Origin of the sequence: Streptomyces syringium, from assembly GCF_017876625.1 — a bacterium.
Taxonomy (GTDB): Bacteria; Actinomycetota; Actinomycetes; order Streptomycetales; family Streptomycetaceae; genus Streptomyces; species Streptomyces syringius.
In genome coordinates this window covers 3,666,956-3,688,304 of the sequence record NZ_JAGIOH010000001.1, presented here as the reverse complement: position 1 = coordinate 3,688,304, position 21,349 = coordinate 3,666,956, and the positions used below count along the sequence as shown (strand labels likewise).

The window sequence follows — 21,349 nt, the reverse complement described above, 5'->3', positions numbered from 1 at the left end:
GGCGACGCGCTCTAAGAGCAATGCCGTTGCGATAGCTGTGGGCGTAGGCTTTGGGTGCTGTTCCGGGGGTGGTGCCGATGGCTGAGCGTGTGCCTGAGCTGGCGGGTCTGGGGTTGTTGACCTGGGTGTATCCGCCGGGCTTGGTGGATCGGGTGGTGGCGGCGTGCGGCCGGACCGAACAGCGCAGACGGCTGTTGCCGGCTCGGCTTACGGTCTATTTCGTGCTGGGTCTGGCGCTGTTCTCCCCGGCGCCGTATCTGGAGGTGCTGAGGCATCTGGCCGAGGGCCTGCGGAGTGCCGGCCTGTGGGGCGACTGGCGGATCCCCGCCAAGTCATCCCTGTTCAGGGCCCGGGAGAGGCTCGGGGCTGAACCGTTGCGGGTGCTGTTCGCCGCCACCGCGAGGCCCTTGGCCGGGACGGGAACACCCGGTGCGTCCTGGCGGCGACTTCGGCTGACGGCAGTGGACGGCACCTGCTGGGACGTCGCCGACTCACCTGCGAATGCTGCGGAGTTCGGCCGTCCGGGCAACACCCGCAAGCCGGACCGGTCGGCGTTCCCGCAGGTACGAATGGCCGCGTTGGTTGAGTGCGGGACGCATGCGGTGCTCGACGCGGAGCTGGGCGGCTGCCGGGTCGGCGAGCTGACCCTGTCGGCCCGGCTGGTGCGCTCAACCGGCCCGGACATGCTCGTGCTCGCCGACCGTGAGTTCCTCGGTGTGCCGTTGTGGCGGGCCTTCACCGCGACCGGTGCCCATCTGCTGTGGCGGGTCTCGGCGAACCGGGTGCTTCCCGTTCAGCAGCGGCTTGCGGACGGCTCCTGGCTCAGCCGCCTGCATGCCGGCACCGACGGGAAGAAGCGTGACCCGGTCCGGGTGCGGGTGATCGCCTACGGGCTCGAAGGAATCGGTCCCCGTTCGGGAGTGGAGGAGTACCGCCTGGTCACCGACCTCCTCGACGAAGAGCTCTACCCCGCAGCGGAGTTGGCCGCCGTGTACTGCGAGCGGTGGGAGGCCGAATCGGTATTCGCCGAGATCAAGACGCAGCAGCGCGGTCCGCGGGTCGTGCTCTCCAGCAAGACGCCCGAGGGTGTGCGCCAGCAGATCTGGGCGCACCTGCTGGTCCACTACGCCCTGCGGTCTCTGATGGTCCGATGCGCCACCGCCCAAAGAACCGATCCGGACCGGCTCTCCTTCACCGACACGCTGCGCGCCGTCCGGCGCAGCGTCACCACCTCGCCAGGTGTCTTTTCCCCCTGAACTGCTGATCGGACACCTGACGCGGTGGCGTGACGACAGCCTGGACGGCCTTCGGCCCCCACGCCGACTTCGCAGTCAACCACGGGTCGTGAAACGCAAGATGTCCAACTACCGGCTCAAAAGAGCCGCACACCGCCACTGGCCACAACCCACCCAAACCCCCACCCAGGCCGTCCTCATCCACCCACCGAGAACGGCCAGACCGTAACGCAACGGCATTGGCTCTAAGAGCGCTTTAAGGATTCCTCTGCCAAGGTGTGCGAAGAAAACCGGACCTTGATCGGAAACCCTGGTCCCACCCTGATGATCCGCGCGAGAGGCCCTTCGCATGCCCGATGCCGCCCCGGCCGTACTCGTCGTGGACGACGACCCCGACGTACGGGCGGCCGTCGTCGACGGCCTCAGCGTCGAGGGGTACACCGTGCGCTCCGCCGCCGACGGCCTCGAAGCCCTCTCCTCCGTCGCCGCCGCCCCGCCCGCCGCGATCGTCCTCGACCTCGCCATGCCCGTCCTCGACGGCCTCGCCGTCTGCCGCCGGCTGCGCGACCTCGGCGACCGGACGCCCGTCCTCGTCCTCACGGCCCGCGACGCCGTCTCCGACCGGGTCGCGGGCCTCGACGCGGGCGCCGACGACTACCTCGTCAAACCCTTCGCCCTCGACGAACTCCTCGCCCGGCTGCGGGCCCTGCTGCGCCGCGCCGCCCCCGTGGAGGCCGCGGCCGAGGACCCCGAGCTGACCTTCGCCGACCTCCGCGTCGACCCGGCCACCCGCACCGGCGTTCGCGGCGACGTGCCCCTGGAGTTCACCCGCACCGAATTCGCCCTGCTGGAGGTCTTCCTGCTGCACCCCGGGCAGGTGCTGCCCCGCGAGGTGATCCAGGAGCGGGTCTGGGGCACCGACTTCGGGCCCGACTCCAATTCCCTGGCCGTCTACATCGGCTATCTGCGCCGCAAACTGGAGGCGGAGGGCGCACCCCGCCTCGTCCACACCGTGCACGGCGTCGGCTACCGGCTGGCGGAGCGATGAGGTCCCTGCGCCGCCGGCTGTTCGGCCACCGGCCGCTGCGCGCCCGGCTGGCCCTCGTCACCTCCGCCGCCGTCGCCCTCGTCGCGCTCGGCGTGCTGGCCGCCGCCTACGTCGTCATCCGCTACGAACTCGGCCGCCAGCTCGACCTCCAGCTCAAGCAGCAGGCCTCCCTCATCGTCCAGCAGGGCCGCGCCCACGACACCGGCACCCTCCTCGGGGAGTGCACCTGGCTCGTCGCCCCCGCCTGCGCCCAGCTCGTCCGCGCCGACCCGGCGGAACCGGCCCCGCGCGGCGAACGGGCCTTCGTGCTGCCCGTCACCGGCGCCACCCGCCGCGTCGCCGCCGGCACCCTCGGCGCGTACTACAGCAACATCACCCACGACGGGCGCCCGATGCGGATGCTCACCACCCCGGCCAGGAACAACCGCGCCCTCCAGGTGGCGATCCGCTCCGACACCGTCGACCAGGGCGTCGAACAGGCGGGGCTGCTGCTCGGCGCGGTCGGCGGCGTGGGCGTCCTCCTCGCGGCCGGGCTCGGCTATTTCGCCTCCCGGACGTCCTTGCGCCCGGTGACCCGCCTCACGGCCACCGCCGAGCACATCGCCGCCACCCGCGACCCCGCACACCGCATCGAGCTGCCCCCGTACGAGGCACGCCGCCAGGACGAGATCACCCGCCTCGCGACCAGCTTCAACACCATGCTCGGTGAGCTGGAGGAGGCCGTCGCCGCCCAGCGCCGCCTGGTCTCCGACGCCTCCCACGAACTGCGCACCCCGCTCACCGCGCTGCGCACCAACGCCGAGCTGCTCGCGCGGGCGGACCGGCTCTCCGACGCCCAGCGCGACCGGGCCGCCACCGCCCTGGGCCGTCAGCTGCGCGAGGTGACGGGCATGGTCAACGATCTGATCGAGCTGGCCCGTGACGAGGAACCGCAGCAGCTGGTGGAAGACGTCAGGCTGGACGCGCTGGCCGAGCGCTGCGTGACCGACGCACGGGGCCACTGGCCGAACACGTTCTTCACGGCCGACCTGGACCGGGCGACCGTGGTGGGGGTGCCCGCCCGGCTGGCCCGGCTGCTGTCCAACCTGCTCGACAACGCCGCCAAGTTCAGCCCGCCCGGCGCCACCGTCGAGGTGCGCCTCTCGGTGACCGACCGGACCCTCGATCTGACCGTCCGCGACCACGGCCGCGGCATCTCCGCCGAGGACCTGCCCTACGTCTTCGACCGCTTCTACCGCTCCCGCCAGGCCCGCGCCCTCCCCGGCTCCGGCCTCGGCCTGGCCATGGCCCGCCAGATCGCCCGCGCCCACGGCGCCGAGCTGACCGCCGAACAGGCCGAGGGCGGCGGCGCCCGCTTCCGGCTGAGCTTCCCGGTCGCCGGACGGGCTCATGCATGAGCCCGTCCGGCGATTGAGGACGCGCCCGCAGGGCGCTCGTCACAACGCCGAAGGCCCCGGTCAAGATGACCGGGGCCTTCGTATCGGAGCGGACGACGAGACTCGAACTCGCGACATCCACCTTGGCAAGGTGGTGCTCTACCAACTGAGCTACGTCCGCATGCCCCGCGCTTCCGTGCGGTGCGGGAACCACTATAGCCAACCTTGAGCGCGTGCGATGCGCGCCGCCGCGTGACGGTTCTCCGCTCCCAGCTTCGCGGCGGCGGCCGAGAGGTAGTTGCGGACCGTTCCCGGCGTCAGCGCCGCCCGCTCCGCGATCTCCGCGATGGGCGCGCCGTCCTCCGCCAGCTCCAGCAATTCCGCCTCCCGCGCGGTCAGCGGCGAGTCCCCCGCACTGATCGCGTCGGCCGCCAACTCCGGGTCCACGTAGCGGCTTCCGCCGTGCACGGTACGGATGATCTCGGCGAGCCGCTGTGCCGAAACGGTCTTCGGCACAAACCCCCGCACCCCCGCTTCGAGCGCCCGCTTCAGATGCCCGGGACGGCCGTGCCCGGTCACGATCATGCTCCGGCACAGGGGCAGTTCGGCCCGCAGGGATGTGGCGACCGTCACGCCGTCGACCCCTGGCATTTGAAGATCGAGCACCGCGACGTCCGGCCGGTGCGCCCGCGCCATGGCGAGCGCCTCCGTCCCCGAGGCCGCCTCCGCGACCACCTGGAGATCGTCCTCCAGCCCGAGCAGCGCGACGAGCGCACCCCGGATGAGGTGCTCGTCGTCGGCGAGCATGACGCGTATCGGCTGGCCGCCGGGTGTTCGATCGGTCATGCCACGCCCCCACGGGTGACGGCGCGCTCGGCCCCGGCCCCGGAAGCCGTGCCGCCGACGCCGACCGGTACGTGGCCGACGGGAGACGGCCCTTCGCAGCCGACGCCGCCCGTCGCCTCCCGCCCGGCAGCAGCCGGCTCGCCGCCGGCATCCGCCGACACCGGCCCAGCGGTCGCCCCGCCCAGCGACGCGCCCCCCGAGGGCACCGCCCCCGTACCGGCTTGAGCCGACGGGGACTCCGTCGGCAGCGGGCTACCGGGGTCAGCGCCAAGCGTGCCCGCACGCACCAGCGGCACCCGTGCCGTCAGGCGGAACGCGGCGGGCGGTCGGCGTTCCGCCGCGAGCGTGCCGCCGAGGGCGGCCAGGCGCTCGCGCAGGCCCGCGAGGCCCGAGCCGCCGTCGGAGCCGGGTGGCCCGGACGGCCCGGGGGAGACGCCGTCGTTCTCCATCACGAGCACCGCCACCCCCTCCGTCACCCGCATCCGTACGGCACAGCGCCCGGCGTCCGCGTGGCGCAGCACATTGGTCGTGGCCTCGCGGACCACCCAGGCCAGCGCCGACTGCGCGGCGGCCGGCAGTTCGGCGCCCGCCTTGTCGTCGATGCGGCAGTCGATGCCCGCGGCGGCCAGCACGCTCCGGGCGCCCGCCAGTTCGGTGTGCAGGTCGGCCCCGCGGTAGCCGCGGACCACGTCGCGCACCTCCCGCTGGGACTCCTGAGCGATCCGCTGGACCTCGGTCATCTCGTCGACGGCGGCCGGGGAACCGCGCCCGGCGAGCCGCACCGCCAGTTCGCTCTTCAGCGCGATCACCGCGAGATTGCGGCCGAGCACGTCGTGCATGTCCCGCCCGAACCGCAGCCGTTCCTCCGCGACCGCCAGCCGCGCCTGCGCGCCCCGCGCCGCGTCCAGCTCCCACATCACGGCGAGCACCCAGGCCGAGGTGCGCACGACGGAGACGCTCCACAGGGCGAGGAAGGCCGTCGCCACCAGGACCGTCGGCACGCACACCCACGCGCCCGAGACCAGGGCCATCGCGCTCCCCACCGCGGCTCCGGCGCCCAGACAGACCGCCGTGTACGGGCCGAGCCGGGTCAGCAGGCTGTACGAGCCGAGGACGGACAGCGCGCTGCCCATCAGGATCCACGTGGCCATCGGGAACCGGCCGTACCCCTGCTCGGCGACCCGGGCACCGATCACGCCCACCGTCGCCAGGAACACCACGCCGCACAGGATCAGCCAGCGCCAGGGCGCGGGCCCCCGGCCCAGCCGGTGGTCGAAGGCCCGCCGGGCCAGCGGGGGGTTCAGGACGCACTGTGCGGCCCCGAGGCCGATCAGCGCCCAGCCGAGCGCCGTGTTCCCGCCGTTCCCGAGCACCACGGGGACGTCCAGGACGACCAGCACCCAGGGCGTCACGTACACCGTCCAGCGTGTGTAGCTGTCGACCCGGGCGATCCCGCTCCGGCCCCGCCAGCCCCACACCCGCTTCCGCATTCCCACGCGTCCGCCCCCCGTCGCGCCCATCGGCCCCGCTCCTACCGCCGCGGTTCCCAGCGGAACCACCGTCGTACAGCAAACACGGACAGTGCCGTCCAGGCCAAGGCGGTGGCCAGCGACCGCAGGGCCTCGGCCGTGTCCATCCCGCCGAGCCAGCCGCCGCGCATCAGCTCGACCACCGGCGTCAGCGGCAGCAGCCGGCACACATCGGCGACGGTGTCGGGGAAGATCTCCAGCGGTACGACCAGACCGGAGCCCATCAGCGAGAGCAGCATCAGGGGCGCGGTCACCAACTGCGCGCTCTCCACCGTCTTCGCGATCACCGTGGTGACGGCGGCCAGAGCGATGGACATGAGGATCCCCAGCACCAGCCCGGCCAGCAGCAGATCGGGCCGGGCGACCGCCCGCAGGTCCAGCCAGGCGATGCCCGCCACCAGCAGCACGACGCACTGCGCCAGCGCCACGGCCACCGACGGCAGCGCGGTCCCGGCGAGGATCTCCGCATCACCGGCCTCGCCGGTGCGCAAGCGCTTGAGGACGAGTTCCTCGCGGCGGGCCACCAGCGCACTCACCAGGTTCTGGTAGACGACGAAGAGGAGGATGTAACCGAAGGCCCCCGTCATCGCGATCTCATTGACGGACATCCCCGCGTCCTCGGGGTCGATCTTGCTGATGCCGTTGCGCATCGCCCACGCCATGAAGGCGGGCAGCAGCAGCGCCACATACAGCGCCATCTTGTTCCGGCTCAGCAGGAGCAGTTCCGCCCGCCCCATCGCCAGCATCCGCGTCGTCGTCATCGCCCGCCCCGCCCCGTCTTCGTACCGGCAGCCCCGTCAGCCTCAGCAGCCCCGAAAGTCCCGTTCGCGCCCGCTATCGCCAGGAACGCCTCCTCCAGTGAGGCGGTCCGCGCGTCCAGCCCGTCCAGGTCCAGGCCCTTGTCCCGCGCCCACACCAGCAGCCCGGTCAGGGTCCGCTGCAACTCGTGGGTCTGGAGCTCTATCCGCCCGTCGGTCTCCTCGTGCCGGATCACCCCGAGCTCGCCCAGCGGCGGCAGATCCCCGACGAACCAGCCCGGCGGCATCGCGAAGCGGATCCGCGCCGGGTACGCCCCGATGACCTCGGCCGGCGAGCCCGTGACGACGACCTGCCCCTCGCGCATGATCGCGAGCCGGTCGGCCAGTGCCTCGGCCTCCTCCAGGTAGTGCGTGGTCAGCAGCACCGTCGTGCCCTCGGCACGCAGCCGGCGCACCAGCTCCCAGGTGTCGTGCCGGGCCTCGGGGTCGAGTCCGGTCGTCGGCTCGTCGAGGAAGAGCACCTCGGGCCGGCCGAGCAGCGCGAGCGCGAGGTCCAGGCGCCGCCGCTCACCACCGGAGAGCTGCTTGACGCGCACGTCCCGCCGCTTCGCGAGCTTGACCAGACCGAGCGCCTCGTCGACGGGCCGCGCGCCCGTCGTGCAGCCGGCCCACATCCGTACCGTCTCGGCCGCCGTCAGATCCGAGGGGAAGCCGCCCTCCTGGAGCATCATCCCGACCCGGGGCCGCACCACGCGGCGTTCCGCGTACGGATCGTGGCCCAGCACCCGCACCTGGCCGCCGGTCGGCCGCGCGAGTCCCTCCAGCAGCTCGACCGTGGAGGTCTTCCCCGCGCCGTTCGTCCCCAGCAGCGCGAACAACTCGCCCCGCCCCACGGTGAAGGAGACGTCCCGCACCGCCTCGAATCCCTTGTCCCCGGCGGGCCCGTACCGGCGCCGCAGCCCGGTGACGTCGATCACACTGTCCCCGATGTCCATGCTTCAAGGCTCCCGGCGGATCCGCCCCGGAAGCAGTGCGGGCTGTCATGACTTCGGATGACGAATGTCATCGGGCGGCCCGGCGCCGTCCGCCGTGGGAACACGAAGAAGGCCCCGGTCGTGATGACCGGGGCCTTCTTACTGCTGAGCGGACGACGAGACTCGAACTCGCGACATCCACCTTGGCAAGGTGGTGCTCTACCAACTGAGCTACGTCCGCATGCCTCCGCTCGGCTTTCACCGGCGGCGCGTGCATCACTCTACCTGATCCACTCGCGTGGTCGGTAAGCGATGAGAGCGGGTGACAGGAATCGCACACTGCGCCTTCTCCCTGGAAGGGAGACGCTCTACTACTGAGCTACACCCGCATGCCTCCGAACACCGGCCCCGAGGGGCCGCCGATCGGCGGAGCATCACCGTACCCGACCACTTGCGTGGCCGGAAGGCGATGAGAGCGGGTGACAGGAATCGCACACTGCGCCTCCCCCCTGGAAGGGGGGCGCTCTACTACTGAGCTACACCCGCGTGACTCCGAAGTTCGGGCCCGTTTCCCGGCCTTGCCCCTCGGCGTGATCCAGACTCTAGCTGATCATCCGGGGTGTTTGGCAAGTCGGCTCAGTCGACGGCGTTGAAGGCCTCGTAGACCCTCTTGGGGATCCGGCCGCGCGGCGGCACCTCCATGCCGTTCGAGCGGGCCCAGGCGCGCACGGCCGCCGGGTCGGGCGCGACGGCGGTGCGCCGGTAGACCTTGCCGGAGCGGGACTGCTTGCGGCCCGCCTCCACGTAGGGGGCGAGCGCGACGCGCAGTTTCTTTGCATTGGCGGTGTTGAGGTCGATCTCGTACGACCTGCCGTCCAGGCCGAAGGAGACGGTTTCCGCCGCGTCCCCGCCGTCGATGTCGTCGGAGAGTGTGACCACTACGCGCTGCGCCACGAAAATCGGTCCTTTCGGTCGGCACTGTCCGCATTGACCTGCGGTGATGCCTGGGTTCCGGTGGTTTGGAATCAATGCTTATTCATTTGTACAACAAAAGGCATTGAGTGGTGAAGCCCAGTTAATTCTGTCCGCGCGCCCCGCCGCAATGCAGGCCATGCGTTTTTCCCGGGATTTTCCGTGGGCGGGCCCCTTGTCGATGCGAAAGCGAGACGGAACCCCCAGGATATCTATGCGCGTAGATTTTTCGGGACTGTACTCTGACATCACCGCTTCAGCTCACGCACCACACACCGGGAGTGCCAGTGGCACGCGTCGTAGTCGACGTCATGCTCAAGCCGGAGATCCTCGACCCGCAGGGCCAGGCGGTGCAGCGCGCACTGCCACGCCTGGGTTTTGAGGGGATCGCCGACGTCCGTCAGGGCAAGCGCTTTGAACTCGAGGTGGAGGGACCGGTCGACGAGGCCGCCCTCGCCCGCATCCACGAGATGGCGGAAACGTTTCTCGCCAACACCGTGATCGAGGACTTCACCGTGAAGGTCGACGGAGAAGCACGGTGACGGCTCGCGTAGGGGTCATCACCTTCCCCGGCACCCTGGACGACCGCGACACCCAGCGGGCCGTCCGGATCGCCGGGCTCGAACCCGTCCCGCTCTGGCACCGCGACAAGGACCTCCAGCAGGTCGACGCCGTGGTCCTGCCGGGCGGCTTCTCCTACGGCGACTACCTGCGCGCGGGCGCCATTTCGCGCTTCTCGCCGGTCATGGAGAAGGTCATCGAGGGTGCCCGCGAGGGCATGCCCGTCCTCGGTATCTGCAACGGCTTCCAGGTGCTCACCGAGACGCACCTGCTGCCCGGCGCGATGCTCCGCAACAACCACCTGCACTTCATCTGCCGCGACCAGAAGCTGCGGGTGGAGAACACGGACACCGCCTGGACGTCCGACTACGAGGCGGGACAGGAGATCTCCGTCCCGCTGAAGAACATCGACGGCCGGTACGTCGCCGACGAGCGCACCCTCGACATGCTCGAGGCCGAGGGCCGGGTCGCGTTCCGCTACGTGGACGTGAATCCCAACGGCTCGCTGCGTGACATCGCCGGCATCACCAATGAGGCGGGCAATGTCGTCGGCCTCATGCCGCACCCCGAGCACGCCGTGGAGCCGCTGGTCGGCACCGGCCGCACGGACGGGCTCGGATTCTTCACCTCGATCTTGAAGAAGCTGGTCAACGCATGACTCTCGACACCGTCAAGCACGCAGGCGAAACGCCCGACACCGACCAGCCGTGGGCCGAACTCGGCCTGAAGCCGGACGAGTACGCGCGCATCCGCGAGATCCTCGGCCGCCGCCCGACCGGTGCCGAGCTCGCCATGTACTCCGTCATGTGGTCCGAGCACTGCTCGTACAAGAGCAGCAAGGTCCATCTGCGGCAGTTCGGCGAGAAGGTCCCCGCCAACGACGCCATGCTCGTCGGCATCGGCGAGAACGCTGGCGTCGTCGACGTCGGCCAGGGCTACGCGGTCACCTTCAAGGTCGAGTCGCACAACCACCCGTCGTACATCGAGCCCTACCAGGGCGCGGCCACCGGCATCGGCGGCATCGTCCGCGACATCCTGGCCATGGGCGCCCGCCCGGTCGCCGTCATGGACCCGCTGCGCTTCGGCGCGGCCGACCACCCCGACACCAAGCGCGTCCTGCCGGGCGTCGTCGCGGGCATCGGCGGCTACGGCAACTGCCTGGGCCTGCCCAACATCGGCGGCGAGGTCGTCTTCGACGCCTGCTACCAGGGAAACCCGCTGGTCAACGCCCTGTGCGTCGGTGTGATGAAGCACGAGGACATCCACCTCGCCAAGGCCTCCGGCGCCGGCAACAAGGTCATCCTCTACGGCGCCCGCACGGGCGGCGACGGCATCGGCGGCGTGTCCGTCCTCGCCTCCGAGACCTTCGACTCCACCGGTCCGGCCAAGCGCCCGGCCGTCCAGGTCGGCGACCCGTTCCAGGAGAAGCTCCTCATCGAGTGCACCCTGGAGATCTTCCGCGAGGACCTCGTCGACGGCATCCAGGACCTCGGCGGCGCCGGTCTGTCCTGCGCCACCAGCGAGCTGGCCAGCGCCGGTTCGGGCGGTATGCGCGTCGAGCTGGACACCGTGCCGCTGCGTGACTCCTCCCTCTCGCCCGAGGAAATCCTCATGAGCGAGTCGCAGGAGCGCATGTGCGCGGTCGTGGAGCCCGGCAAGGTCGAGCGCTTCATGGAGATCTGCGAGAAGTGGGACGTCATCGCCACCGTCATCGGTGAAGTCACCGACGGCGAGCGGCTGGAGATCTTCTGGCACGGCGAGCAGATCGTGGACGTCCCGCCGCGCACGGTCGCCCACGAGGGCCCGGTCTACGAGCGCCCGTACGCCCGTCCCGACTGGCAGGACGCCCTGCAGGCCGACGACGCGAACAAGCTTCCCCGGCCGGCTTCGGGCGACGAGCTGCGCGCACAGGTCCTGAAGGTCGTCGCCTCCCCGAACCAGGCCTCGAAGTCCTGGATCACCGACCAGTACGACCGGTTCGTCCAGGGCAACACGATCCTGTCGCAGCCCGAGGACTCGGGCATGGTCCGGATCGACGAGGACACCAACCTCGGTGTCGCCGTCGCCACGGACGGCAACGGCCGCTACACCAAGCTCGACCCGTACACGGGTGCGCAGCTGGCGCTGGCCGAGTCGTACCGCAACGTCGCCGCCTCCGGTGCCCGGCCGCTGGCCATCTCCAACTGCCTGAACTTCGGTTCGCCCGAGGACCCGGCCGTCATGTGGCAGTTCGCCGAGGCCACCCGTGGTCTGGCGGACGGCTGCCTGGAGCTCGGCACCCCGGTGACCGGCGGCAACGTCTCGCTGTACAACCAGACCGGCGAGACCGCCATTCACCCCACCCCGGTGGTCGCGGTGCTCGGTGTGATCGACGACGTCGAGCGCCGTACGCCGATCGCCTTCGCCGAAGAGGGCCAGCTGCTCTATCTGCTGGGTGACACGGCAGAGGAACTGGGCGGTTCCGCCTGGTCCCAGGTGATCCACGACCACCTCGGCGGGCTGCCGCCCAAGGTCGACCTGGGCCGCGAGAAGCTGCTGGGCGAGATCCTCATCTCCGCCTCCCGCGACGGCATGGCCGACGCGGCGCACGACCTGTCCGACGGCGGGCTGATCCAGGCCCTCGTCGAGTCCTGTCTGCGCGGTGGCAAGGGTGCCCGGATCGTCGTGCCCGACGGCATGGACCCGTTCGTCTTCCTCTTCTCCGAGTCGGCCGGCCGCGCGCTGGTGTCCGTGCCGCGCAGTGAGGAACTGCGGTTCACCGACATGTGCGGCGCGCGCGGACTGCCCGCCACGCGCGTGGGTGTCGTCGACGGTGAAGTCATTGATGTCCAGGGCCAGTTCAGCATTCCGCTGGCCGAGCTGCGCGAGGCGCACGAGGCGACGATCCCGGCTCTGCTCGTCTGATCCGGTAGCGCTTCACTGCTGCACGAAGGCGGCCCGCTCCCCACGGAGCGGGCCGCCTTCGGTGTAATCCGCCACTCGTTGAACCACCACGGATTAGGGTCGGAGCATGCCTTCCGCCCCGCGCAAACCCCGTGCCCGCAGCTACGACCCCGCCAAGACCCGCGCCGCCGTCCTCGCGCAGTTCCGACACGTGCGCGAGGTCGTGGCGGGGCTGACTGCCGAGCAGCTGGCGCTGCCCACCCGGCTCGGTGACTGGACGGTCCGCGAGCTGGCCGCGCACATCGCGAGCGTCACCGACAACGTCAGCCGCAGCATCGAGGCGCCCGCACCCCAGAAGCACGAAGTCGCCCTGGTCGACTGGGCGTTCGCCACCCGCGCGTTCGCGGGGAAGGTCGACGAGGCGGCCCACGAGGCGGCCGCCGGTGCCGAGCCGCTCGAACTCCTCGACCGCACCGCCGCCCGCTTCACCGACATCACCCTCCCGGCCCCCGGCGACCGGCTCGTCGCGGCGCGGGTCGGCGCGATGCGTCTGGACGACCTGATCGTCACCCGATGTGTCGAACTGATCGTGCACACCGACGATCTGGCCGCCGCGCTGGGCACCGAAATCCCCTACGACCGGCAGGCCCTGGCCACCTGTGTCCGGCTGCTGGCGGACGGGCTCGCGACCAAGGCGCCGGGCGGTTCGGTGGAAGTCCGGATCCCGCCTTTCGCGGTGGTCCAGTGTGTGGCAGGCCCCAAGCACACCCGGGGCACCCCGCCCAACGTCGTGGAGACCGATCCCCTCACCTGGGTCCGCCTCGCGACCGGCCGTACGGACTGGGCCACGGCCCTCGACCGGGCGGCCGTTTCCGCGAGCGGGGAGCGCGCGGACATCTCCGCGCAACTGCCTCTGCTGGGCTGATCCGGCGCCCTTGCCGGGGCCGTCCGGGGAAAGCGAGGGAAAGCCGGTGAAAGTGGGGGAGGGGCCCCGGAAAAAACACCCGGAAAACCATGCCGGGAAACGCAAGAAAAGGCGCCTGATCGGTCATCGCGCGTACGCGTCGAGTGGCTGTGCGTGGTGTGAGCCATTACCCCTCGTCCCCGGTTCGGATGAACCTCGTACCTGCAATAGACTTACCTTGTGCCTCGTGGTGACGGACGACTCAGCCACGACCTGCTCCCCGGTGAGAAGGGCCCCCAGGACGCTTGTGGCGTCTTCGGTGTCTGGGCTCCGGGTGAAGAGGTCGCCAAACTCACCTATTTCGGACTGTATGCATTGCAGCACCGTGGACAGGAGTCCGCGGGTATCGCTGTGAGCAACGGCTCCCAGATCCTCGTTTTCAAGGACATGGGACTTGTCTCCCAAGTCTTCGACGAGACCTCCCTCGGCTCCCTCCAGGGCCATATCGCGGTCGGACATGCCCGCTACTCCACCACCGGAGCCTCGGTGTGGGAGAACGCGCAGCCGACCTTCCGCGCGACCGCCAACGGCTCCATCGCCCTCGGTCACAACGGCAATCTGGTCAATACCGCCCAGCTGGCCGAGATGGTCGCCGCCCTCCCCCGGGAGAACGGCCGGGCCACCCAGGTCGCGGCGACCAATGACACGGACCTGGTCACCGCGCTCCTCGCGGGCCAGACCGACGCCGACGGCAAGCCGCTGACCATCGAGGAAGCGGCCGCCAAGGTCCTCCCCGATGTGCAGGGCGCCTTCTCGCTCGTCTTCATGGACGAGCACACGCTGTACGCGGCCCGTGATCCGCAGGGCATCCGCCCGCTGGTCCTCGGCCGGCTGGAGCGCGGCTGGGTGGTGGCCTCCGAGACCGCCGCCCTCGACATCTGCGGCGCCTCCTTCGTACGCGAGGTCGAGCCCGGCGAACTGGTCGCCATCGACGAGAACGGCGTACGGACCTCCCGGTTCGCGGAGGCGAGGCCCAAGGGCTGCGTCTTCGAGTACGTCTACCTCGCGCGCCCCGACACCGACATCGCGGGCCGCAACGTCTATCTCTCCCGGGTCGAGATGGGCCGCAAGCTCGCGGCCGAGGCCCCGGTCGAGGCCGACCTGGTGATACCGACCCCGGAGTCCGGCACCCCGGCCGCCGTGGGATACGCGGAGGCCAGCGGCATCCCGTACGGCACCGGCCTGGTCAAGAACTCCTACGTCGGCCGGACCTTCATCCAGCCGAGCCAGACCATCCGCCAGCTCGGTATCCGGCTCAAGCTCAACCCGCTCAAGGAAGTCATCCGCGGCAAGCGGCTCGTGGTCGTCGACGACTCCATCGTCCGCGGCAACACCCAGCGCGCCCTGGTCCGGATGCTCCGCGAGGCCGGCGCCGCCGAGGTCCACATCCGGATCAGCTCGCCCCCGGTGAAGTGGCCGTGCTTCTTCGGCATCGACTTCGCCACCCGCGCCGAGCTGATCGCCAACGGCATGACGGTCGAGGAGATCGGCAAGTCGCTGGGCGCGGACTCGCTCGCGTACATCTCCATCGACGGCATGATCGAGGCGACCACCATCGCCAAGCCGAACCTCTGCCGTGCCTGCTTCGACGGCGAGTACCCGATGCCGCTGCCCGACCCCGAGCTGCTGGGCAAGCAGCTGCTGGAGTCGGAGCTGGCCGGCGGCACCGACGCCGCCGACGCGCTCCGCCGCCCGTAACGCCCCCGTAGTACCGAACGCGACACGAAAGTTCCCAGCTATGCCTGAGACCACCGGTGCCAGCTACGCAAGCGCGGGCGTCGACATCGAAGCCGGCGATCTCGCCGTCGAGCTCATGAAGAAGTGGGTGAAGAAGGCCACCCGTCCGGAGGTCGTCGGCGGCCTCGGCGGCTTCGCCGGTCTCTTCGACGCCAGCGCCCTCAAGCGCTACGAGCGCCCGCTGCTCGCCTCCGCGACCGACGGCGTCGGCACGAAGGTCGACATCGCCCGGCGGATGGGGGTCTACGACACCATCGGCCACGACCTGGTCGGCATGGTCGTGGACGACCTCGTGGTGTGCGGCGCCGAGCCGCTCTTCATGACCGACTACATCTGCGTCGGCAAGGTCTACCCGGAGCGGGTCGCGGCCATCGTCAAGGGCATCGCCGAGGGCTGTGTCCTCGCGGGCTGCGCCCTCGTCGGCGGCGAGACGGCCGAGCACCCGGGGCTGCTGGCAGCCGATGACTTCGATGTGGCCGGCGCAGGCACGGGCGTGGTCGAGGCCGACCGGGTCCTGGGGTCCGACCTCATTCGAAAGGGTGACGCCGTCATCGCGATGGCGTCGTCCGGACTTCACTCGAACGGGTACTCACTGGTCCGCCATGTGCTCTTCGACCGGGCCGGCTGGGAGCTGGACCGTGAGGTTCCGGAGTTCGGCCGCACCCTCGGCGAGGAGCTGCTGGAGCCCACCAAGATCTACTCGCTGGACTGTCTCGCCCTCACCCGCACGGCCGAGGTGCACGCCTTCTCGCACATCACCGGCGGTGGCCTCGCCAACAACCTGGCCCGGGTCATGCCGGCCGGGCTGCACGCGAGCGTCGACCGGTCGACCTGGGCGCCGGGCGCGGTGTTCGACCTCGTGGGGCAGCTCGGCGGTGTGGAGCGGCTGGAGCTGGAGAAGACCCTGAACATGGGCGTCGGCATGATCGCCGTTGTGCCGCAGGAGTCCGTGGACGTGGCCCTGGCGACGTTCGCCGACCGGGGCGTGGAGTCCTGGGTCGCGGGAGAGATCACCGAGCGCGGCGACCACGCCGAGCCGGTGGCGCTGACCGGAGACTATGCGAGCTGATCGGCCGACCGCCGAGCGGGGCGGGGCCACGGCCCCGCCCCGGGTTCGTCGCCGGTTTGCCACCGGTGCGTTTTTGGTTCCGAGCAGCACAGAACCCGGTCCGGGGCATGCCCTGGACCGGGTCGGTGGGAGTTACAGCGTCAAGCGCGGCGACGATAGGTCTCGGGCGATTGCTCGTCCTCGTCCTCTTCGTCGTTGTAACGATCCGCGTACTGAGCGTACGGATCGTCGTCCAGCTCATCGTCCTTTTCGAGCGGCTCGCTTGGCAGCGGCTGCTTCGCCGGCGATGCGCCCAGCTCATTGGCCAGACGTGAGAGGTCGGTCCCGCCGCTGTTGTACTTCAGCTGGCGGGCGACCTTTGTCTGCTTGGCCTTGGCCCGGCCGCGCCCCATGGCTCGACCCCCTCAGTGACGGGGCTCGACGGCCCCAGAGTCAACGCGTTCACGTTCATGAGTCAGAGCGGACTCCCGCTGGGAAGTCCGGCCTGTAGGGCTTCAACGGTACCTGCTTCCGCGGCCATACGGTACGTCGCCCGCATGACGTGGCACGGAGCACAACCCGCGGGGAGCCCCGTCCCCGCTGGTCAGCTGCGATTTTAACGTGTCTTGTGCGCCGACCCGCCGAGGGGTGGTGAGAGATCTCTCCCTCACCACCTCCGAACGGCGGGTCTGTGGGGACCACTGTGCGGACGCCGACAGCCTGTCCGGCCGATCTTGGTCGGCGGCCGGACGGGGACTCGGCCGGGCACCGCGGGTTACGGAGCGGTCGGCCCCGTGGCGGCGGCACGGGCGTCCGCCATCCGCTGCTCGGCGAGCCGGTCCGCGGCGGCGGCCGGCGGGATGCCGTCCGCCTTGGCCCGCTCGAATATGGCCAGCGTCGTGTCGAAGATCTTCGTCGCCTTGGCCTTCGCCCGGTCGAAGTCGAAGCCGTGCAGCTCGTCCGCGACCTGGATCACGCCGCCCGCGTTCACCACGTAGTCCGGGGCATAGAGGACGCCGCGGTCGGCGAGGTCCTTCTCCACGCCCGGATGGGCGAGCTGGTTGTTGGCCGCGCCGCAGACGACGGTGGCGGTGAGGGCGGCCACCGTCTCGTCGTTCAGCGCGCCGCCGAGGGCGCAGGGCGCGTAGACGTCGAGCGGCGTACGGATCAGTACGTCGGCGTCGACGACGGAGGTCACCTGGGGGTGCCGGGCGGTGATCCGCTCCACGGCCTCCGCGCGGACGTCCGTGATGACGACCTCCGCGCCGTCCTCCACCAGATGCTCGACGAGGTGGTGGCCGACCTTCCCGACGCCCGCGACGCCGACCCGGCGCCCGCGCAGCGTCGGCTCGCCCCACTGGGTCTGCGCGGCGGCCCGCATGCCCTGGAAGACACCGAAGGCGGTGAGGACCGAGGAGTCGCCGGCGCCGCCGTTCTCGGGGGAGCGGCCGGTGGTCCAGCGGTTCTCGCGGGCGACCACGTCCATGTCCTGGACATAGGTGCCGACATCGCAAGCCGTGACATAACGCCCACCGAGGGAGGCCACGAACCGACCGTAGGCCAGCAGAAGTTGTTCGGTCTTGATCAGATCGGGGTCGCCGATGATCACTGCCTTACCGCCACCGTGATCGAGGCCCGCCAGCGCGTTCTTGTACGACATGCCGCGCGACAGATTGAGCGCGTCCCGCACCGCCTCCTCCTCGGAGGCGTACGTGTAGAAACGGGTGCCGCCGAGGGCGGGGCCCAGGGCGGTGGAGTGGAGGGCGATGACGGCCTTCAGGCCGCTCTCGCGGTCCTGGCACAGCACAACCTGCTCGTGGCCGCCCTGGTCCGAGTGGAACAGGGTGTGCAGTACGCCTTCGGCGCCGGAGGTGGGACGTACGTCAGTCACTGTGGTGACTCCATATGTCGCGGAGGTCGCCCTCCGAGGGGTGGGGGAGGGCCGGTTGGCAAGAGAGTAAGACCTCCCGGCCCGGCTGATCGGTGTGGTGCGGAGGATCACTCTCCCGGGCTGCGGCGACATGGGACGATCTGGACAGTACGGGGAGGTCACCGGCGCTCCCCGGGTGTCCTTCGGCTTGAGGGAGCGAGCGTTGCGACTGGCGTCATCGGTGACTGTCCCGTACGCGGCCTACCTACGGGTCTACGAACCGCTCGGCGCGTTCCCCGAGCCGGAGCGTACGCACTGGGTGCGGTACGCGCGGCGCGGGAAGCTCCCCGGCGCCCAGGACGAACTGCGCCGGTCGCTGGCCGACTTGCTGCCCACCCCGCCCGTGCCCGTCCCGGTGCACGAGAGCGGCGAGGCCTTCATCGCCCTCCAGGACGGCGTGCTGTGCGTCTGCCCCTGGCGGACCCGGCTGCGCGGCTGGCTGGCGCTGGAGGAGCTGGCCGAGCGGTTCCCCGCGCCCGTCCTGGACGCCGTACTGCCGCCGGTGGTCCGCAGGCAGGCTGAGGCGGACTACGAGCGGTGGCAGGAGCACAACCCGGACGCCCGGCCGTGGATCAAGACCGCGACCTGGCAGGTACCGCTGCGCTGGTTCGTGCTCTTCGCGGACGAGGAGCGCGAGTACGCCAAGGAGGGCGAGCCCGGCCCCCCGGCCCGGCCGGCCCCGGTCCTGCGCTACCGCACGCCCATGGTGCAGGCCCGGCGGCGGGTCGCGCGGGCCCTGCGGACGCTCAAGGACGCCATCGAGGAAGGGCCGCTGATCGACGGCCTGGTGGAAGTGGGGCGCTGGTTGGAGGAGTTCCATCCGCGCTCCCTGGTGGAGCTCGACTACGGCGGTCTGGTCCATCTGGTGCCCGAGCCGCGGCTCGCCGACGATCACTCCGCCGCCGACACGGCGGAAGGACTGGCGGCGTTGCGCGACGGGGACGGCGCGCGGGCGGGCGCGGCGTACGAGCGGCTCACTGAGCGCTGGCGCGCCGTGCGGGATCGGCAATACGCCAACTGAGATTCCTGGAAGCGGGAACTGCCGGGGCTGCTGGGGCGTCTGGAGATCGCTGGGGCCGATGCGGCAGGACCTAGGTCCCGATCCGGGCCATTGCGGCAACCGTGACCTAACGCACTTACGTCAGGTCTTGCGCCCATCGCCCACCCTCGTGGCAAAATAGGACAAGGAGTCCGGGAAGGACTCCTTCCGTCCAAGTATGGGCGGATAGCTCGGTATTGCCCCCATTGGCGGGTCTGGTGACCCCTGATCCCGCTGTGACTGATCGTCACGGTGACGTGACTGTCCGCTATGACATGGTCCATCGGCTTCCGTCGAGGTTGAACACCTGAGAGGGCAATTCCATCGGTTTGGCCGACGTGGCTGGACAGATGGTGTAGTTGTAGTGCCGAGGACAAGCCGTTCGTCCTATAACCGACTCGGCCCGCGTCCGCCATTTCGGGCAACGCGGGTCAAGGTGCAGAATTTAGAGGAAAGAACCGACGTGATGGTTCGGTTCTCCCGAGGAGGCCGCTCATGACCGCTCGCACCCCTGATGCCGAGCCGCTGCTGACCCCGGCTGAGGTTGCCACGATGTTCCGCGTGGACCCGAAGACGGTCACGCGCTGGGCCAAGGCAGGCAAGCTCACGTCCATCCGCACGCTCGGAGGACACCGGCGATACCGCGAAGCGGAGGTCCGCGCGCTGCTGGCGGGCATTCCGCAGCAGCGTAGCGAGGCCTGAACAAAGGCATAACCGGGCGTTTTCCGGGGCCCCCAACCCGGCTTTCGCCCAAGCACCACCTGGCTACAAACGACTGGACGCCTGCCCCAACAGGCTCCATGCCCACCGACTTGGGTGCGTCGTCGATCGCGCTGGACTCCGCCGGGTCCAGCGCGATCTTTTTTATGCTCTCCGCCGGGCCCGTCCGCCCGCCGCCGGGAGGGCGGGGCCGCAGAGGGACACAGGGGCGTCGTAGTGGGCCCACAGAGGGATCACAGCGGGCCCGGGGGGGAACCCCTGGCGGAACGCCCGGGAGAAGCGCGCCTCTTTCGAGGGGTGGTGCAATTGCACATATTAAATTGACCGGGTGTAGGTGGGGGGTAAGTTCCCTCGCTCTGGAAACTCCTTCGGTGACTCCCGTCACATCGCGACGTGCTTGTCACTCCCCGTGCCGCTGCGGTAGAGAAACCCGGCTTCCACCCTGGCATTCGACTGCCGTCGCGGAAGCAGCCGTTGGTCACCGGAAAGAGGGACTTTCGTCCCCGGCCGACCGGCCCGTCACCCCCCGGCGCCGGCCGCGCCCTCGGCATCACGCTCGGTGTCGTGCCGGGTGTCGCGCTCGGCGACGCCCGCGGCCCGTGCGGGGGTCTCGTCGCCCGCGCCGCTGCCGGCCTCCTGGGCGAGCCTCAGGAGCCGATGGCACACCGGGCAGTGTCTGGTCAGGTGGCGGTACCCCGAGGCGGCCGAGAGGTGGGCGCGCAGCAACGCCCTCGTCTCATGCCTGATGCGCTCGGTCCGCTCGGATCCGGTCCGGGTCTTCGTCATGGAGTGCGGCACCTCCTCCATTGCTACGGGTACCCCTGGCACGTGTCGCAGTCAAGGTCGAACGCAAGAAGGCCCGGATCCTCAGGGGGATCCGGGCCACGCGCCGATGAGGTCCTCCGGCGGGGCCGCACCCACTCTAGGGACACGGGCCTTGCCGCGATGCGGTCCTGACGGGATTTGCTGTGTTCGATCGCGGCTCCGCCGCAGGGCGCGGCCTCCGCCGGCCGCTCCGGGCGGGACCCGCACAGGCAGTAAGGCCCGCACTCCGTGAGATGGGTGCGGGCCTTGCGTGCGTGCGGTCCTGACGGGATTTGCTGTGTTCGATCGCGGCTCCGCCGCAGGGCGCGGCCTCGGCCGGCTGCTCCGGGCCGGGCCCGCACAAGCAGTAAGGCCCGCACTCCGTGAAGAGTGCGGGCCTTGCTTTGCTGCGGTCCTGACGGGATTTGCTGTGTTCGATCGCGGCTCCGCCGCAGGGCGCGGCCTCGGCCGGCTGCTCCGGGCCGGGCCCGCACAAGCAGTAAGGCCCGCACTCTGTGGAAAGTGCGGGCCTTGCTTTGCTGCGGTCCTGACGGGATTTGCTGTGTTCGATCGCGGCTCCGCCGCAGGGCGCGGCCTCCGCCGGCCGCTCCGGGCGGGCCCCGCACAAGCAGTAAGACCCGCACGCTGTGAAGAGTGCGGGCCTTACTTTGCTGCGGTCCTGACGGGATTTGAACCCGCGGCCTCCACCTTGACAGGGTGGCGAGCACTCCAAACTGCTCCACAGGACCTTGCTTTGCTTTCCCGCCTTCGCGGTGCTGCGAAACAGACTCTACAGCAGGTCAGGGGGTGCGGTCGAACCCGATCCGGGGTGAATCCGCGAGCCCGGTCCGAAGTGCCGTCCCCGGGGCCCCCGACGGACTTCCGAAGGGGGCCCCGGGGACGGCTTCCCGGAGCACCGGCGCCC

General features: G+C 70.4%; 19 protein-coding genes and 5 tRNA genes. 11 read left to right on the top strand and 13 right to left on the bottom strand.

Translation table 11 applies throughout. From position 1 onward, the window contains the following. The first annotated feature begins 77 nt into the window (after positions 1-77). From JO379_RS16255 to JO379_RS16245, 3 genes are all read left to right on the top strand, one after another. Positions 78-1,256: an IS4 family transposase gene (locus JO379_RS16255; protein WP_209514724.1), complete on the top strand. Its 1,179-nt coding sequence runs from the start codon at positions 78-80 to the stop codon at positions 1,254-1,256. Positions 1,257-1,584: 328 nt separating this feature from the next. Further along, positions 1,585-2,283: a response regulator transcription factor gene (locus tag JO379_RS16250; RefSeq protein ID WP_130878748.1), complete on the top strand. Its 699-nt coding sequence runs from the start codon at positions 1,585-1,587 to the stop codon at positions 2,281-2,283. After that, on the top strand, positions 2,280-3,680 hold the full coding sequence (locus JO379_RS16245) for a sensor histidine kinase (RefSeq protein WP_209515486.1): 1,401 nt from the start codon (positions 2,280-2,282) through the stop codon (positions 3,678-3,680). Before JO379_RS16250 ends, JO379_RS16245 begins: the two co-directional genes overlap by 4 nt. An 87-nt stretch (positions 3,681-3,767) precedes the next feature. Here JO379_RS16245 and JO379_RS16240 read toward each other — a convergent pair. From JO379_RS16240 to JO379_RS16200, 9 genes are all read right to left on the bottom strand, one after another. Beyond that, positions 3,768-3,840: transfer RNA gene (locus JO379_RS16240), tRNA-Gly, on the bottom strand. A 32-nt stretch (positions 3,841-3,872) separates the two neighbouring features. Beyond that, entirely contained in the window at positions 3,873-4,505 is a 633-nt protein-coding gene (locus JO379_RS16235; RefSeq protein WP_130878749.1) for a response regulator transcription factor, read from the bottom strand. Next, positions 4,502-5,995, bottom strand: a complete 1,494-nt coding sequence (locus JO379_RS16230) for a sensor histidine kinase (protein ID WP_245382187.1) — start codon at positions 5,993-5,995, stop codon at positions 4,502-4,504. Before JO379_RS16230 ends, JO379_RS16235 begins: the two co-directional genes overlap by 4 nt. 41 nt (positions 5,996-6,036) lie before the next feature. Then, the gene (locus tag JO379_RS16225) at positions 6,037-6,795 is read right to left on the bottom strand and encodes an ABC transporter permease (protein ID WP_209515481.1); all 759 of its coding nucleotides are present in this window, start codon (positions 6,793-6,795) and stop codon (positions 6,037-6,039) included. Continuing rightward, complete coding sequence (locus JO379_RS16220) at positions 6,792-7,787, bottom strand: ABC transporter ATP-binding protein (protein WP_209515478.1); 996 nt, start codon at positions 7,785-7,787, stop codon at positions 6,792-6,794. The genes JO379_RS16225 and JO379_RS16220 overlap by 4 nt, the downstream gene beginning before the upstream one ends. A 147-nt stretch (positions 7,788-7,934) precedes the next feature. Then, positions 7,935-8,007 (bottom strand) — tRNA-Gly (locus JO379_RS16215). Positions 8,008-8,083: 76 nt separating this feature from the next. Next, positions 8,084-8,155, bottom strand: a tRNA-Gly gene (locus tag JO379_RS16210). Positions 8,156-8,240: 85 nt separating this feature from the next. Then, positions 8,241-8,312: transfer RNA gene (locus JO379_RS16205), tRNA-Gly, on the bottom strand. Between the two features lie 90 nt (positions 8,313-8,402). Next, the gene (locus tag JO379_RS16200; RefSeq protein WP_130878753.1) at positions 8,403-8,720 is read right to left on the bottom strand and encodes a histone-like nucleoid-structuring protein Lsr2; all 318 of its coding nucleotides are present in this window, start codon (positions 8,718-8,720) and stop codon (positions 8,403-8,405) included. Positions 8,721-9,025: 305 nt separating this feature from the next. On the opposite strand from JO379_RS16200, the gene purS reads away from it, so the two are divergent. The 6 genes from purS (at position 9,026) to purM (ending at position 15,952) form a co-directional block, all read left to right on the top strand. Beyond that, positions 9,026-9,280 (top strand): phosphoribosylformylglycinamidine synthase subunit PurS, encoded by a 255-nt coding sequence (gene purS / locus JO379_RS16195; protein WP_130878754.1) that lies wholly within the window; start codon positions 9,026-9,028, stop codon positions 9,278-9,280. Further along, positions 9,277-9,957, top strand: a complete 681-nt coding sequence (gene purQ / locus JO379_RS16190) for a phosphoribosylformylglycinamidine synthase subunit PurQ (protein ID WP_209515475.1) — start codon at positions 9,277-9,279, stop codon at positions 9,955-9,957. Before purS ends, purQ begins: the two co-directional genes overlap by 4 nt. Beyond that, positions 9,954-12,203, top strand: coding sequence for a phosphoribosylformylglycinamidine synthase subunit PurL (gene purL / locus JO379_RS16185; protein ID WP_130878756.1), 2,250 nt, complete (start codon positions 9,954-9,956; stop codon positions 12,201-12,203). Before purQ ends, purL begins: the two co-directional genes overlap by 4 nt. Before the next feature lie 106 nt (positions 12,204-12,309). Further along, the gene (locus tag JO379_RS16180; RefSeq protein WP_130878757.1) at positions 12,310-13,107 is read left to right on the top strand and encodes a maleylpyruvate isomerase family mycothiol-dependent enzyme; all 798 of its coding nucleotides are present in this window, start codon (positions 12,310-12,312) and stop codon (positions 13,105-13,107) included. 219 nt (positions 13,108-13,326) lie between these two features. After that, positions 13,327-14,844, top strand: coding sequence for an amidophosphoribosyltransferase (gene purF / locus JO379_RS16175; protein WP_130878758.1), 1,518 nt, complete (start codon positions 13,327-13,329; stop codon positions 14,842-14,844). Positions 14,845-14,884: 40 nt separating this feature from the next. Further along, positions 14,885-15,952 (top strand): phosphoribosylformylglycinamidine cyclo-ligase, encoded by a 1,068-nt coding sequence (gene purM, locus JO379_RS16170; protein WP_130878759.1) that lies wholly within the window; start codon positions 14,885-14,887, stop codon positions 15,950-15,952. 140 nt (positions 15,953-16,092) lie between these two features. On the opposite strand, the gene JO379_RS16165 is transcribed toward purM, so the two are convergent. Together JO379_RS16165 and JO379_RS16160 are read right to left on the bottom strand one after the other, a co-directional pair. Beyond that, a complete protein-coding gene (locus tag JO379_RS16165; RefSeq protein ID WP_130878760.1) occupies positions 16,093-16,344 on the bottom strand; it encodes a DUF3073 domain-containing protein in 252 nt (83 codons plus the stop codon). 362 nt (positions 16,345-16,706) lie between these two features. Further along, the gene (locus JO379_RS16160) at positions 16,707-17,822 is read right to left on the bottom strand and encodes a Leu/Phe/Val dehydrogenase (protein WP_307842023.1); all 1,116 of its coding nucleotides are present in this window, start codon (positions 17,820-17,822) and stop codon (positions 16,707-16,709) included. A 202-nt stretch (positions 17,823-18,024) separates the two neighbouring features. Between JO379_RS16160 and JO379_RS16155 the strand changes: the two genes are divergently transcribed. After that, a complete protein-coding gene (locus JO379_RS16155) occupies positions 18,025-18,882 on the top strand; it encodes a DUF8083 family protein (RefSeq protein WP_130878762.1) in 858 nt (285 codons plus the stop codon). A gap of 513 nt (positions 18,883-19,395) precedes the next feature. Next, on the top strand, positions 19,396-19,602 hold the full coding sequence (bldC, locus tag JO379_RS16150; RefSeq protein ID WP_003949541.1) for a developmental transcriptional regulator BldC: 207 nt from the start codon (positions 19,396-19,398) through the stop codon (positions 19,600-19,602). Between the two features lie 537 nt (positions 19,603-20,139). Here the strand turns inward: bldC and JO379_RS16145 are convergent. Continuing rightward, entirely contained in the window at positions 20,140-20,406 is a 267-nt protein-coding gene (locus JO379_RS16145) for a DUF6274 family protein (protein ID WP_130878763.1), read from the bottom strand. A gap of 692 nt (positions 20,407-21,098) precedes the next feature. Then, positions 21,099-21,173, bottom strand: a tRNA-Asp gene (locus JO379_RS16140). Between the last annotated feature and the right edge of the window lie 176 nt (positions 21,174-21,349).